Here is a 16,575-nt window from a genome sequence, read left to right on the forward strand (position 1 = left end):
CTATGTTTTTTATTGATGAAGTTAACCTTAAACCATCTTCCCAAGAGCAGCTCTGAAAAGTGGAGGTGAGTTAAAAACTCAACTTTCGTGGTTCCGCAGCACAGCTGCTGTAACAACAGGATTCTGCTGTGTCCTATGTGTCTATGTTGTTAACCATAAATCATACTCCAAAGAATAACTTGTAGATGGTATTGTCTTTAACCACATAGGCAGATAGAAGACATAGGTTTTTTGACTTGTGATGGAACACAGATACCGCTGATCAGGCAGATGACCACTGATTTTTAAAAGAACAACATAGGAACATGAGGACACATAGCGCATTGGGTAAGCCTATGTTTTTTATTGATGAGGTTAATCTTAAACCATCACCCTAAGAGCAGCTCTGAAAAGTGGAGGTGAGTTAAAAACTCAATTTTCGTGGTTCCGCAGCACAGCTGCTGTAACAACAGGCTCCTACTGTGTCCTATGTGTCTATGTTGTTAACCATAAATCATACTCCAAAGAATAACTTGTAGATGGTATTGTCTTTAACCACATAGGCAGATAGAAAACATAGTTTTTTTGACTTGTGATGGAACACAGATACCGCTGATCAGGCAGATGACCGCTGATTTTTAAAAGAACAACTCTGAAAAGTGGAGGTGAGTTAAAAACTCAACTTTCGTGGTTCCGCAGCATAGCTGCTGTAACAACAGGATTCTGCTGTGTCCTATGTGTCTATGTTATTAACCATAAATCATGCTCCAAAGAATAACTTGTAGATGGTATTTGTCTTTAACCACATAGGCAGATAGAAGAGATAGTTTTTTTGACTTGTGATGGAACACAGATACCGCTGATCAGGCAGATGACCACTGATTTTTAAAAGAACAACATAGGAACATGAGGACACATAGAGCAGTGGCTACCCCTATGTTTTTTATTGATGAGGCTAACCTCAAACCATCACCCTAAGAGCAGCTCTGAAAAGTGGAGGTGAGTTAAAAACTCAACTTTCGTGGTTCCGCAGCACAGCTGCTGTAACAACAGGATTCTGCTGTGCCCTATGTGTCTATGTTGTTAACCATAAATCATACTCCAAAGAATAACTTGTAGATGGTATTTGCCTTTAACCACATAGGCAGATAGAAGAGATAGTTTTTTTGACTTGTGATGGAACGCAGATACCGCTGATCAGGCAGATGACCACTGATTTTTAAAAGAACAACTCTGAAAAGTGGAGGTGAGTTAAAAACTCAATTTTCGTGGTTCCGCAGCACAGCTGCTGTAACAACAAGTTCCTACTGTGCTCTATGTGTCTATGTTGTTAACCGCATAATCCTTCACTAAAAGACATTCATACCGGGTCATTAGAGCACGTAAATGGCCTTGATATAAAAACGGTTTACTTAATTTCTCCAATAGGAGAGGATATGTTAACCTGTTCTCGGGAATGTCAACGTGTTTCCTTGTTGTGTTTGTAAAATAGGTTTTTTTCAGTGTTTTATTCTATTTATGGTAATTTAGAAAAAGTTAATTATGTAAAAATGATCTCTTGGGTCTACTGCTCGTTTTTTTAGGGGATAAAAAAGAGAGGTAATTGGGTGGTGTTTTAGGCCTGTTCGTATAAGGTAGCGGTGATCTATAAGTGATTTATATGCTATAAATATGACTATTTATACTGTTATAGGTGAAAAATATAAGAAATAGCTTGGTAAAAGAAGAAAAAAGTGAAATATTGTAAAGTAAATAGTAAAACGTTTTAATTTCAATCTTTCAGTTTGGTAAAGTGGCGCCAAATGGAGGAAAGAACTTAGCGAACAATTAACCAACCAAATAACCAAAATAACCTATGAAAACAGACTTTTACCTGAGAGGAGGTAGTAAGTTGCGCTACCTATTTTGTATGAAGATGTTTCTTGTCGCGTGGCTATGGAGTGTATGCGGCATGGCACAGACTACAGTGGCCTCGCTGGCGGAATTGAAACCGTACCTTAAGCAAGATAATGTCGATGTGAAAATGACACCAGGGGTTTACACCATCACAGCAGAAGATGTGGCCAATGGGCTGTTTGATGATGAGACAACCATCTCTGGGGTTACTGTAAAGGCGCTTCTATTATTTGAAGGAAGCAATAGTACCTATGATTTTTCGGACGTGACCATACAAGTAGAAACGGCCGTTTTCCAAGCCTATGGCAATGTTCAAGTTTATGAAGTCCAGGTCATTGGAAATGAAAATGTGCTTAAAAACCTCACCTTAGAAGATGTGGGTTCGGTGCATGATCGCCCAACAAGAGGTGCATTGAATATATGCATGGACGGTAGGGCAAACCGGATAGAAGGTTTTCATGTAACGGCAAAGGGATCCTATCCTTATGGGTATGGAGATGCTTTTGGCAAGGGTGGCTCGTATACCATCAAACATTATAAACACAGTGCTTGCCTCATCCGGGGAGAATCCAACCACTTAAAAAACAGTACTTTTATTCACCGATCCTATGGTCATTGTATTTTTATGCAGGCAGCCAGCAATCCATTAATCGAAGGCTGTCTGGTGGAAGGAGAAGTAAGGAGTACCGACGATATGCTGGCAGAGACTTCTGGACCTGCCTATGATATCGATTTTATGACCGATTGGGGATACAGACTGCCTGCCGGCTATATGTTGAGTACGGGGGAAGCTGGTATCAGGGCATATAACGGTGGCCAGACTGTGATCGATGGAGTGGAATATTCTCGCGGGACCTCTAATCCCACCGTTTTAAACTGTACCATTAAATACATGCGTACCGGGGTCACCATAGCCCATGCCACGGGTACCAAATACGTAGAAGGATGTACAGCGATAGGTTGTGAAAATGGATTTTCCTTAGGCTCTGGGGATGTGGTGGACTGTGCTGCGGACTGCACTTATGGCCCTGTGTATGCCTCTACGTACGAAAATGACCGCAATTATAATGCTGACATTACCATTCTTCCGGCCAGTGATCCCTACTATAATGGCTCTGGAAGCGTGGCATATATAGGAGGAAGCGGCCATCAAATCACCTTAAAAGGATCATCAGAAGCCCTAGAGCAGGGATATAAGATCAAAGTGGGCGGGGATAAGAATAATATCCGGCTACTTAATGGCAACCTTCCCCATCAGAATGATTTTGCAGCATCGGACTTTGAGCTTAACAACCACACCAATATCCCTGTATTTCTCTCGTCAAAGTCCTCGGGTATCGTGGGGCAGTCAGGAGGAATGGTGACCGATTTAGGGACCAACAATAATTTGGTACATACTGCCGTGCCGGTGCTTGATATTGAAGCGGAAGATTATACAGACATGAGTGGTGTGACTACCGAAACCACTACGGATAATAATGGTGGAGAAAACATCACCTCCGTTGAAGGGGATGATTGGTTGGAATATCAGATTGACGTTCCCTATAGCGGGACATATTTTATGGATTATCGAGTAGCCAGTGCATCTGTTACGGGTGATTTTGTAGTGCTTGCTGAAGAAGATACGTTGGAAAACATTACTTTTCCGGCTACCGGGGGTGGGCAAACATGGTCTACCACCAGATCACCCGCGGCTTTTTACCTAAGCAAAGGTACCCATACACTGAAGGTACACGCCAATAGTCCAGGGTGGAACCTTAATTGGATGCAGTTATTATTGGAATGTGCGGAGACTCCTATCGTCCCTTTTGGGGAGGAATCCAATTCCCTAGGAATGAGCATTCGTAGGGAACAAACTGCGTCATGGACTGTTTTTCCTGGCAATACAATTAGCCTGCAGCCTGAGCCACTATTGGGAGGCAGCTGGACTTGGGCTGGACCAAATGGATTTACAGCCAACTCCCGAGTGGTCGATATCCAAAATATAGATGTGGATGATGCGGGAGCTTATGTAGCCACTTATACCAATGATTGTGGTCAATCCACTTCGGTGGAGTTTACAGTTGTAGTACAAAATGCATTGGAAATAGAGGCAGAGGATTATTCGGACATGAGCGGAGTGGAGACAGAAGATACTGATGATACTACTGGCACAGAGAATGTTACGGCTATAGATGCGGGAGATTGGATGGAGTATTCCGTCGAGGTGGCTGTTTCCGGAACCTACTCCGTGGACTATCGCCTGTCCAGTGAGGATGAAGGGGATTTTACCTTAAGTATAAATGGTGAAGAAAAAGAGACGGTTGATTTTACCGCTACAGAAGGCACTCCTCCATGGGAAACCATCGCCGGCATTACTTCCTATTACCTAGAGGAGGGCACCCACACTTTTCGTATTACTGCCAATACCCCCGGCTGGAAAATCAATTGGGTGAAGTTGAATAGTGAGCAATTTGTCAATCCGTGTGAATTGCCATTTTCGCCTGAAGGATTTTCCATAAAAAATGAAACTGTAGAATGGTCTTCTGGGTTGATCGATATTGGCTGTGCGGCTACAGTAAATGCGTATGTTGAGCTTTCTGAAGCTGGTTCTTTAGGTTCGGAAGACCATATCAACCTATATTACAGGTTGGATGGAAGTGAAAAGGTGGCCATTCTCGAAAATTCCGGTTCATTGGCCGAAGCGGCAGGAATAGTAAGGGAGTTGGATGGAGAGACATTGGAGCTTATCATAGAAGGTAGCAGTGCTAGCGCCACGGATTTTTATACGATCAATAAAATCAATATTGTAGAAAGCAGTGACCCATTTGCCAGAATAGAGGCCGAGGACTTTACCGAAGCTGACGGGCCAAGGGCCGGTAACACTGGTGATGTAGGAGGAGGACAGAATTTAGGCTCGATAGTACCCGGTGCATGGAGCATGTATGCCGATTTAGACCTTACCGATGTGAAAAGCATCGATGCCAGAGTGGCCTCTATTTATGATGATTCGTATGTGGAAGTGAGGATAAATGCCGTGGACGGCCCGCTCATCGGTACGTTGGAAGTACCACAAACTGGTGATTGGCAAACCTATGAAACAGTCAGCGCTTATATCGAAGATGTCGTAGGGATTTATGATGTTTATTTGGTCTATCAATCAGGTAGTTCCCATGTTTGTAATATCAACTGGTTCGAATTTTCGGATGCGTTCGTGGCTCCTCCCATCGATCCATATGAACGCTTTGAAGCCGAAAATTACGATGGACAGGAGGGAACCGATACCGTAGCTACATCCGACATGGATGGTGACCAAGAGTTAGGGGATCTTCAGGATGGTGACTGGGTAAGGTACGACGGACTTGATTTTTCTGATGCGTCGACTTTAACATTAAGACTGGCCAGTGATTCCGAAGGTAGCGGCACCGTCGAACTGCGTTTGGATGCAGTAAATGGTCCGATTATATCCATTTTGGATGTGCCGGATACAGGTTCACTCGGGGATTGGCAGACGGTGGCTACCCAGATCGATAGGGTAGAAGAAGAACACGATATCTTTTTGGTATTCAAAGGAGAAGGTGATGATCTATTGCGATTAAATTGGCTGCAATTTGATATTTATGAGAACCCCAATGAACGGATAGAAGCAGAGGATTTTGATGACCAATTTGGTGATCCCAATGTGGCCGGTACCACTTCGGATGTAGATGGTGGGATGGATTTACGAGGGATATTTCCTGGTGATTGGATCATGTTTACTGATATCGACCTCACGGGTGCCAAGAGCATTACTGCTCGGATAGGTTCGCTATATGATGATGCCTATATAGAAATAAGGGATGCATCTGTGGATGGTCCTGTCATCGGCAACATCCCCCTTCACAACACTGGTGGATGGCACAGCTGGGAGACCGTCACTGGAAGCATTGAGGAACTGCAAGGATTGCATGACCTATACTTTATTTTCAAAACTGAAAGTAGCCCCAATGTTTGTAATATCAACTGGTTTCAGCTTTCAGGCCTAAAGGTAGATGCTGTCATCGATCCTTTCGCCAGGATTGAAGCGGAGGATTATTCCGGTGAAAAGGGCACTGCTATAGCGACCACCACCGACAGTGATGGCGAGGAAGAGGTGGAAGGCCTCGACCAAGGTGACTGGATCAAGTTTAATCAGGTAAGTATGGATGATGTTGGCAGAATAGATGTACGTGTGGCAAGTACCTGTGATGACTGCCATATCCAGCTACGTTCCGGTGCTTACGATGGGCCGCTTTTGGCGGAGATGGATATCCCCAATACAGGAGCGACCAATTCTTGGGAGACCATCAATGCACCAGTCACTTCATCAGAAGGTATACATCATCTTTATTTGGTATTCCAAGGTGGACAGGACATGGCTGTCAAAGTCAATTGGTTGCAGTTTTTTGAGTTTGAAATTCCAGCAGGGTACTTGGAAGCGGAAGACCATGATGATATGTATGGCATTCAGACACAAGAAACATCCGATGAGTCTGGAGGAGAAAATGTGGGCTGGGTCCACAATGACGATTGGATCATGTTCAGCGAGGTGGACCTTACCGATATTTCCATGGTGGATGCCCGATACAGTTCTCCCAATACCGGGTGCGGGCTGGAAGTACGTTTGGGAGCTGTGGATGGGCCTTTGGTCAGCTATATTGATCAACCAAGTACCGGAGACTGGGACAATTGGCAAACCGCCAGTGCCAATGTGCTGGACACGGAAGGGGTCCATGATGTTTACATCATCTTCAAAGGTGGAGGAGGCTATCTGTCCAATCTCAATTGGCTTTATTTCAAAGAAGGAGAAAGGGTTTTTGAAAGGGTTGAGATAGAAGACTTTACTACCATAAGTAGTGGTCCTCGTGTAGCGTCTTCTACTTCTGATGTGGATGGTGGAGCTGATATCCGTTCCGTAAAACCAGGCAATTGGACATATTATGAGAACTTGGACCTCACTTCGGCCAAAAGCTTAACAGTGAGATCGGGAACACAGGTACCCGATGCACGTGTGGAAATACGGCTAGACGATCCTAATGGAACCTTGGTGGGCGAAGTCCCCTTGATCAATTCAGGTGGATGGCATAATTGGGTAAATTCCTCAGCCAATATCGAAGGGGCAGAGGGAGTGCAAGATGTATATTTGGTCTATCAGACCGATAGCAGTGCTAATGTAGGGAACTTTAATTGGTTTGAGTTTTCCAGCACAACCTTGCAGCAGGACGTGGATCCTTTAGCAAGAATAGAGGCCGAAAATTACGATTTGGTAAAAGGAACTTCTGTTGAGACCACCACCGATACTGATGGGGTAAAAGAGCTCATGGGTAACGATGGAGATTGGATTGCCTTTGGCAATTTGGACTTGAGTGAAATTGGTCGTTTGGACCTGCGGGTAGCCAGTAATCAAGATGGAGGTACGATCGAAGTCAGGTCCGCAGACTACCTCGGTGAACTGCTTGCGACCATAGAAGTACCAGGCACGGACTCGTTCACTGGTTGGGAAACGATAAAAGGAGAAATCAGCGATATTGCCGATAAACAGCATATATTCCTTGTTTTCAAGGCAAACAGTGAACAACCTATTAAAGTGAATTGGCTTCAGTTTAAACCGAAACCCATTGATATTGGTGAAAATAGTAAAGTAGAAGCTGAAAAATACTATGAACAAGTGGGAGTAGAAACCCAAATCACCACTGATGAAACTGGTCATGAGCATGTGGGAATGATCGATAACGGAGACCATATTTCCTTTGATGTCAATGTACTCCAAAGTGGCATTTACAAGGTGTCATTTAGGGTTTCTTCCGAAAGCACAGGAGGTGAAATTGCCATGAGGACGGATGGTGATCATCTGGGCACTACGGCTGTGCCAGTGACAGGAAGCAAGGAAAGCTGGAAAACCGTGGAAGCCCTGATTAAGTTGAACGCTGGTAAACAGGTCCTGGCGTTTGAATTTTTAGGAGATGGTGAAGACCTATTTGATCTAAACTGGATCCTATTTGAGCTAAGCGGTATTGACCTGAGTCTGCAGACAAGGACAAAAGGCAAAGTTTCCGACAATAGTATACAAACAGATTTTGAGCTTCTAAACCAAGGGAATGAATCCCTATCCTTGGATAGTTTGACCATTCGCTATTGGTTTACTGCTGAGGATGCTGCCCCGCTAAGCTTTAATGTTGATTATGCGGAACTGGGGGGTGAAAATATCACTGGTAAATTCCATTCCAGCGCTCCCGTTCGAAAAGGAGGCTATACCTTCCTTGAGATGGACTTCCAGTCGGGGATAGACCTTATAGGAGGGATGAGCACAGGAGATATCCAAACCCGCATAGCGAAGAATGATTGGACCGATTTCAGTGAAGACGATGACCATTCATTTATTGCATCTAGCAGTTATGTGGAAAACCAGAAAGTAACCCTATACTATAACGGGAACTTGATTTGGGGGACAGTGCCAGAGATAGAGCCCGCTGAAACGGCCTTGGAAGTTTATCATAAAGCTGGTGATTTCAACTCTCCTGCTGACAATCAACTAAAACCACAATTCAAACTGGAAAACACGGGCAATACCCCGGTAGCTTTAGCAGATATCAAGGTACGTTATTGGTTTTCGGAGGAGGATGAGGCTCCCGTTAATTTCTATTTGGATTGGGCAGAAATGGGTGGCCAGGGCATAGATGGTGCGATTTATGAAAATGAATCCGAAGGAATTGGAGCCAATAAATACTTGGAACTGACCTTTACTGGAAATGACACCCTGCACAGCCTGAGCGGAACGGGAGAAATCAGGACCCGATTGGCCAAAACCAATTGGAGCGATTTTGAAGAAACCGACGATCATTCTTATGTAAGCACTAAAACGTATGAATCTAATGAGAAGATCACCGTTTATATCAAAGAGGAACTCGTGTGGGGATACGAGCCCATGGGGTCAGAAAGTGCCAGGGAATACCCAACAGAAGCAGCCTCCAAAGAAGGTGAAGTCATCCTTACGGAGGTCCAGCTCTATCCAAACCCTGCTTCTGAGAAATTGACGGTAGATTATGCAGTGCCACAAAAAGGCCTGGTAGTACTAAAAGTACTGGATATAACAGGAAAGGTACTCCATAATGAAATGAATGAGGTGGACGCTGGCAGGCACACTACTGAATTAAGTGTCTCTGATCTATCTAGCGGAGTGTACATTCTTCAGTTGAAGCAGTTTGGCAACCAATCCGCGCTTAAGTTCATTGTGAAGCATTAAACCCGGAATATGCATTAGCCTATCTACGCCACGGCGCACAGGTGTTGTGACCTGAAACTGCTTCAAAATCAGCCGTTTCATTTTAGTTTTCGGCATTACCGTAGCGGTGCTACGCTAATGCCTCCAAACTAACTGATTTTCTTGCAATTTCAGCTCTCACTACGATTCCTAACGCATAATCCGGGTTAAATCAATTCAGTATTATGATTGGATAAGATAAATGGAGCTTAGTTAGGTAAAAAAGCTGTATTATTGAAGTTGCCCTGAAGCTTCTTCTCGGGGCAACTTTATCTATATTACAACTAGTAAAATAGCTAGGAAAGAAAGTGATTTTAACGCATTAGTAACATGGTATTAAGTAAAACGTTTAAGTTTCTTTTGGTTGCGCTTTTTTTGGGGGCTTTCAGTAAGGGATATGGCCAAGATACTCCGCCAAATATAATTTTGATCATGGCAGATGATTTGGGGTATGGGGAGCTATCCAGTTATGGGAGTAAGTCCATCGACACCCCCAATCTGGACCGACTGGCTAGGAATGGGGTGAAGTTTTCGGATTTTCATTCTAATGGCCCTGTTTGTAGCCCTACCCGAGCCGCATTGATGACAGGTAAGTACCAACAGCGAACAGGAGTGGAAGGAGTGATCACAGCGGCAGATCATCGCGAAGTGGGTTTATCCTTGGATGAAGAGACTATGGCCGAAGCCCTTAAGGAGCTAGGTTACAACTGTGGGATTTTTGGAAAATGGCATTTGGGTTATGATAAGGAGTTTAGCCCTATTGACCAAGGTTTTGATGAGTTTGTGGGCTTTGTGGGAGGAAATATTGATTATATTTCGCATGTGGACCAAGCAGGTTATTTGGATTGGTGGCAGGGTAAGGTAATAGAGGATGAAGAAGGATATACCACTGATTTGATTGCAGATTATGGTGTGGAGTACATAAAAAATAATCATCCGGATAAGACTGGCAAGCCTTTTTTTCTGTACCTGCCACAGGAAGCGCCCCACTATCCCATACAGGGAAGGGGAGACAAAGCAGTAAGGAAAGTGGGCAGTGGAAAGTACATAAGAAAGGTGCCCAATGACAGTGTCCCGGTGATTTACGAAGAGATGATAGAGACCATGGACGAAACTATCGGGAGAATACTCCAGACGGTGTCCGAGGAAGGTTTGGATGAGAATACCCTCATTGTATTTTGTTCCGATAATGGCGCAGCAGGTGGGCGTGGGGATAATGGAGTCTTAAGGGCGGCAAAGGCTTCCGTCTATGAAGGTGGCCATCGGGTACCCGCAATAATCAGTTATCCCGGAAAGATCAAAGCTGGTACAGAAAGTACGGCGACTATAATGTCGATGGATTTATATCCTACTTTTGTAGAGCTTGCTGGTGGAAGTGTGGCCCAAGGAAAATTTGATGGCGTCAGCCTAAAAAAGCACTTGTTGCAAGGCAAAAACCTCCCGAAAAGAGACTTGTTTTTGTCGTTTAAGGGAAATGCTGCCATCCGTAGTGGAAAGTGGAAATTAGTTGCCAAAGGGGTAGACAAAGAGGATCCCGAGTTGGAATTATACGATTTGGAAACCGATCTGTCGGAACAAAATGACCTGTCCGACAAGTACCCCAAGAGAGTAAAAAAGATGTTTCGTAATCTTCAGGATTGGGATCAGGAGGTGAGAGAAGGAGTGACGTTTATAGCAGAATAAAGATTAAAATTGATGCATAAAATGAGACTTGAAATTAAGCTTTTAGCAAGCTTTCTATGTATGGTGCTGTTGGGGTGCGGGAGTACCCGATTAGATGCGGTTCCCAAAGATCGCCCCAATGTCATATTGATATTGGTGGATGATCAGGGCTATGGTGATATTGCCAGTCTTGGCAACCCTTACATCAAAACACCCAATATCGATCAGCTTCACGAGGTGAGTGCCCGTTTTACGGACTATCACGTGAATCCTACTTGTGCACCCAGCAGAGCTGCATTGCTCACGGGCCATAATGCCAACAGGACAGGGGTTTGGCACACCGTCAATGGGCGTTCGTTGATTTTGGAACGTGAGATTACGGCGGCTCAAATAATGAAAGAAAATGGATATGCAACGGGGATTTTTGGAAAATGGCATTTGGGGGATAATTATCCCTTTAGGCCAGAAGACAAAGGCTTCGAAGAAGTATTGGTCCATGGTGGCGGTGGTATAGAGCAAACCATGGATTACTTCGACAATGATTATTATAACGATACCTATATCCATAACGGTAAATTGGAACAATACGAAGGCTATTGTACTGATATTTGGTTTGAAGAAGCCATGAAGTTTATGGATTCGAACCAAGACCAACCGTTTTTCTGCTATTTACCGACCAATGCAGCCCATTCTCCCTATTTTGTCGATGACAGCTATATCGAGCCTTATAAGGACAATGAAGATATCCCGCTTCCTGCTTTTTATGGGATGATCGCCAATATTGATGAGAACATTGGGAAGCTGATGGACCATCTTGAGAAAAATGGTCAGTTGGACAATACCATTGTTATTTTTACCACTGACAATGGTACTGCACAGGGTGCAAGAGTAGAAGGACACCGCTTGGATGGGTTTGTAAACCAAGGCTATAATGCAGGCATGCGCGGTATCAAAGCCAGTAAATACGAAGGTGGCCACCGTGTGCCTTTGTTCATCCATTGGAAGAATGGGGGGATTACGGTAGGCAAGGACATTGATGAATTAGCGGCGCATTATGACATTCTCCCTACGCTTGTGGAAATGTGCGATCTGGAGGTGCGGCCGGAAATTGATTTTGACGGAAAAAGCCTTTTGCCTCTTATCAATGGGGACAAGGGGGATTTTAAAGACCGAATCGTCATCACCAACTCCCAGCGGACAGAAGTCCCCGAACCATGGAGAAGGACTTCACTGATGCAAGGGAAGTGGCGATTGATCGATGGAACAGAACTGTATAATTTAGAAAAAGATCCAGAGCAGCGCGAAAACATTGCAGATCAGCATCCAGAAAAAATGAAGGAGTTTAAAGCTGCATATGATCGCTGGTGGAAGGATCTTGAGCCAGGATATGAAGACCAGCCACGTATATATGTGGGGCATGAAGAAGAAAACCCTACAAAATTGTATTGTCACGATTGGCATACAGAGGAAGTCAGCCCTTGGCACCAGCGCCATATCAGGGAAGGGTTTATTGATAATGGATATTGGCTGATAAAAGTCGCTGAAGGCGGCAAATACAGGGTGCGTTTGAGAAGATGGCCAGTAGAGACAGGGCTTTCATTAGGAGCAGAAGCGCCTGTACGGCCAGCACTTCCCGGGACTAGTGTAAACGCCAGTAAGCTGGGAAAAGCCATGAAAATAAAAGAAGCGAGGCTTGCTGTCCAAGGCATTGAGATGCAGAAAGAAGCCAGCCTTGCCGATGAATATGTTGAATTTGAAGTGGATCTAAAAAAAGGCGACACCAGGCTACAGACATGGTTTACATTAGAAGACCAGAAAGAACTAGGAGCCTATTTTGTGGAAGTAAAAAAACTATGATAATGAAAAAGATTTGTACGATGCTGTTTCTTTTGGCCATGACGATGGGGATTTCTGGCGCCCAGGATCTGGCCAACTTGGGAGAAGCAGTCAACCATGATGCCCCTTTTGATTTGATCTATAAGGTCAAAAATGGCGACACATTAAAATTGACCTTCAGGTACCCAGACAATGTGAAGAAATCAAAGAAGTACCCTACCATTGTCTTCTTTTTTGGCGGTGGATGGAACGGTGGATCGGTCAACCAGTTTAAGCCCCATGCCGAATACTTTGCCTCTAGGGGAATGATTACCGTTTTGGCCGATTATAGGGTGAAATCCCGACATGGTACCACTCCCTATGAAGCGGTCAGCGATGCCAAGTCTGCAGTTCGTTTCTTACGGGAACATGCCAAAGCCTTAAATGTCAATCCCAAAAAGATAGTAGCCTCCGGAGGTTCGGCAGGTGGTCATTTGGCTGCTGCCTGTGGGAATTTACCTGGTCTGGATGAGCCCGGAGATGATTTGTCCATTAGCTCCAAGGCCAATGCCCTGGTTTTGTTCAATCCTGTGTTTGATAATGGACCAGATGGATTTGAACACGAAAGAATGGGAGAACGCTGGAAAGAGATTTCTCCTGTACACAATATCAAAAAAGGTGCCCCGCCAACGATCGTTTTTCTGGGTACAGAAGATCACTTGATCCCTGTTGCCATCGCCGAAAACTATAAAGAAACAATGGAAGCGGTAGGAAGCCGGTGTGACCTACATCTCTATGAAGGAGCAGGACACGGTTTTTTTAACAAGGGAAAAAAAGACGGAATCTATTATGACAAGACAGTTCGGGAGACGGATTTGTTTTTGATTTCCCTCAAGTACCTAAAAGGCAAGCCTACGATTTGACCAGAGGGAAAGGCGCGCTAGGTTACCTTATTTAACTCGGAGTATGCATTAGCCCATCTACGCCACGGCGGACAAAATCAGCGGCTTTGCTTTAGTTTGGAGGTGTGAGTGTAGCGGTGCTCCGCCCGCAACTCCAAACTAACTGATTTTATGGTGCTTTAAGCTCTTCCCGTATCAGTTGGGGCAGGCTATTACGGTTGCTAATGCATCAGCCGGGTTTACTTCGCATTGATAGAATTAAATATGTTTATTAAAAGGTTTTATAATGATTGATAATATGTGTCGGAGGATCATCATCATAGTTTTTGGGCTTTTTGTTTGGGGGGAGAGTACGGGGCAGACCCACCGGATCATTCCTACTCCCGATGACCTACCCCAGGCCTATCCCCGTATTTATGTAAGTCCAGAAGACAAAAGCGATTTGATAGAAACGGTTGCTGACGAAGAGTGGGCAACAGGGGTGGTGTCTGGAATCCATGACCGTATCGATGAGCATGTTTATCGCCATGAGAAAGATAAGGAGTGGATGATTTCCCGTTTACAAATGTACTGGAATACCAAAGCTACGGATGTTTATATTGATGGGATCTACTATTCCCATGCCTCAGGAAAAGCCCCCGTGCCTACAGTTCGGTATTCTGGGTCGAGGGATCCTGTCACGCCCTATAAGCGACCCAAGCTGGAAGATATCCAACCCTATATGGATGATGAAAGAGGCTTGTTTTTTCACAATACCAGCAAAGAAGGTAATCCCCTTGAATGGGTGGAACAGTCCAAAACCGGGAAGCAAATAGAAAGTATTAACCAAGAGATAATCGGTTATGGCCGTGATGCTGCGTTTTTGTATTGGTTAGAGGAGGACGATCGGTTTGCGGAATTTGCTTTCGACCTGTTTGATACTTATATGGATGGGATGTATTACCGTAGCGAGCCCATTGACATCTCCAATAGCCATATACAGACCTTAGTTGGGCTTTCTTCCTTTCAGGTGATCCACGAGGGCATCCTTCAGGACCTGTCGATATTATATGATTTCCTTCATGGCTATATTGAGACCAACCATGGTGAAGAAATAGCAGGGTATGAGGAGACCTTCAAGAAGTGGATCGATCTGATCATACAAAATGGTGTACCCCAAAATAACTGGAACCTCCATCAGGCCAAGCATATTTTGAAGGTGGCGATGGTGCTTCGTGACAATGTACACTATGAAGACGGCAAAGGCCGGGAGTATTATATCGATTACCTCCTGAACCAAACTTCAGCCAGACAATGGTCGCTGACGAAGTTTATGGATTATGGATATGATTTAGAAAACGGAGTGTGGGCCGAGTGTCCAGGGTATTCGCAAGGAGTCACCAATGATCTGACTCATTTTATTCGGGATTACTATACTAATTTTGACTTTAACATTTTGCCTTATACTCCTGTAATGGCAAAGGCCGTAAAGATGCTTCCACAGTACTTGTTTCCCAATGGAGATATTACAGCCTTTGGGGACACCTATTATGGTGCTGTCAGCACAGGCCCAATGGAAGATATGATCTGGATGGCCCAGCAGACCGATGATGAAAAAATGGAGGAGGAGTTTACGGCGATGTATAGGTTATTTGAGCCGAATGCAGAAAAAATGGGGAATAAATACAGGCCTCGGCCCGAAATTTCTTCGCTTTTTTCCAGTAAGCAGCTCAGCTTGGATCCAGCTTATAAGAAGGGTGAATTGACTGATTACCTTACCCAGACTTTTTATGCGCCCAATGTAAGTTGGCATGTCCAGCGTATCGGTCAAGACCCGAAGAATGGTATGATGGTCTCCATGGTCGGCTCGCTCGGTAACCATATGCACGCCAATGGGATCAGCGTAGAGCTATACGGAAAGGGATATGTACAAGGAGCCGAATCGGGTAGGGGATCCAGTTATTTCCAGCCGGATTACTTGGAATATTATTCCCAATTCCCTGCGCATAATACGGTGATGGTAGATGGTATTTCGTCCTATCCTGAGATGCTGAGCAATCATGCGTTTGACTTGAATGCGGAATACCCACTATCCGGAAAAAAGGAAGGTTACTATCCAAGCATTACTTTTTCTGATGTGTATTTCTTGGAACCTGAATCACAGAGCGACCAACGGCGCCAAGTGAGCATTGTGAAAACCAGCGAATCAAGGGGGTATTATGTGGATATATTCCGGTCCAAAAAACAGCGTGAAGGTGATAAGTTTCATGACTATTTTTACCATAACCTTGGACAGTCCATGACCATTACGGATGAGGAAGGGGAGGCATTAAAGCTGGTCCCTAGTGATGAGATGGCCTTTGCTGGGGGGCATTTATTTGCATTGGATTATCAATGGGACAAAAAATCCATTACTACCAATGAAGACTACCAAGCGGAATGGAAAATAGCACATCCTGACGGGGAAGACGTATATATGAACCTTTGGATGAAAGGAACCAAAGGCAGGGAAGTGTTTTCGCTTAAATCACCACCTACCAAAGCATTTAGAAAATCAGCTGATCTGCCTTATGACGCTTCCAAGGAGCCGTTTTTGACCATTGCTGCACGGCAGCATGGAGAGGCTTGGGAGCATCCTTTTGTCTCTGTGTATGAGCCATATACCTCTTCAGAAGGCAAAAGCATAGCCTCTATCGATGGATTTGAGGACGAAAATGGGAACAGTGGATTTGTAGGCATAAAAATCACCCATAAGTCAGGAAGGGAAGACTTGGTCTTTTCCTCAGCTGATGGTGCCGTAGCCAAATTCAACGGGATATCCACTGATGCATCCTATGCTTTGGTAGGGAAAGAAGCGGATGGGAGAATGGTGTTATTTCTCGGTGATGGAAATCAGTTGGAGCTGGATGGCTATTCCTTGACCACCACAGAAAAAGGTACTGTGGTCATGGAGGTAAGCGAGGGAAGTGTCATGCTCCATAATGAGGTTACTGTGAAGGTGACCAAGGAAGGAAAAAGCCAAACTATTGATCCAGGAGATTTCCGTAAAATTAAATTCTGATTATAGGCTTTGTGAGATTTCCA

General features: G+C 44.5%; 5 protein-coding genes. All 5 read left to right on the top strand.

Annotated features, from left to right (window positions below; genetic code table 11):
• Window positions 1-1,834 precede the first annotated feature (1,834 nt).
• Window positions 1,835-9,115 (top strand): carbohydrate-binding protein, encoded by a 7,281-nt coding sequence (locus DN752_RS23055; RefSeq protein WP_112786161.1) that lies wholly within the window; start codon window positions 1,835-1,837, stop codon window positions 9,113-9,115.
• A 348-nt stretch (window positions 9,116-9,463) separates the two neighbouring features.
• Window positions 9,464-10,816 (top strand): sulfatase-like hydrolase/transferase, encoded by a 1,353-nt coding sequence (locus tag DN752_RS23060; protein ID WP_112786162.1) that lies wholly within the window; start codon window positions 9,464-9,466, stop codon window positions 10,814-10,816.
• Window positions 10,817-10,837: 21 nt separating this feature from the next.
• Window positions 10,838-12,652, top strand: a complete 1,815-nt coding sequence (locus DN752_RS23065) for an arylsulfatase (protein WP_112786163.1) — start codon at window positions 10,838-10,840, stop codon at window positions 12,650-12,652.
• A 2-nt stretch (window positions 12,653-12,654) separates the two neighbouring features.
• A complete protein-coding gene (locus DN752_RS23070) occupies window positions 12,655-13,533 on the top strand; it encodes an alpha/beta hydrolase (protein WP_112786164.1) in 879 nt (292 codons plus the stop codon).
• 265 nt (window positions 13,534-13,798) lie between these two features.
• The gene (locus DN752_RS23075) at window positions 13,799-16,552 is read left to right on the top strand and encodes a heparinase II/III domain-containing protein (protein WP_245949381.1); all 2,754 of its coding nucleotides are present in this window, start codon (window positions 13,799-13,801) and stop codon (window positions 16,550-16,552) included.
• Window positions 16,553-16,575 lie beyond the last annotated feature (23 nt).

The sequence above is a fragment of the Echinicola strongylocentroti genome, from assembly GCF_003260975.1.
GTDB classification, from domain to species: domain Bacteria; phylum Bacteroidota; class Bacteroidia; order Cytophagales; family Cyclobacteriaceae; genus Echinicola; species Echinicola strongylocentroti.

What these genes read in the sequence shown, in the direction of transcription:
- DN752_RS23070 (WP_112786164.1), top strand. Translation starts at nt 12,655, where the DNA reads ATGAAAAAGATTTGTACGATGCTGTTTCTTTTGGCCATGACGATGGGG.
- DN752_RS23060 (WP_112786162.1), top strand. Translation starts at nt 9,464, where the DNA reads ATGGTATTAAGTAAAACGTTTAAGTTTCTTTTGGTTGCGCTTTTTTTG.
- DN752_RS23055 (WP_112786161.1), top strand. Translation starts at nt 1,835, where the DNA reads ATGAAAACAGACTTTTACCTGAGAGGAGGTAGTAAGTTGCGCTACCTA.
- DN752_RS23075 (WP_245949381.1), top strand. Translation starts at nt 13,799, where the DNA reads ATGATTGATAATATGTGTCGGAGGATCATCATCATAGTTTTTGGGCTT.
- DN752_RS23065 (WP_112786163.1), top strand. Translation starts at nt 10,838, where the DNA reads ATGAGACTTGAAATTAAGCTTTTAGCAAGCTTTCTATGTATGGTGCTG.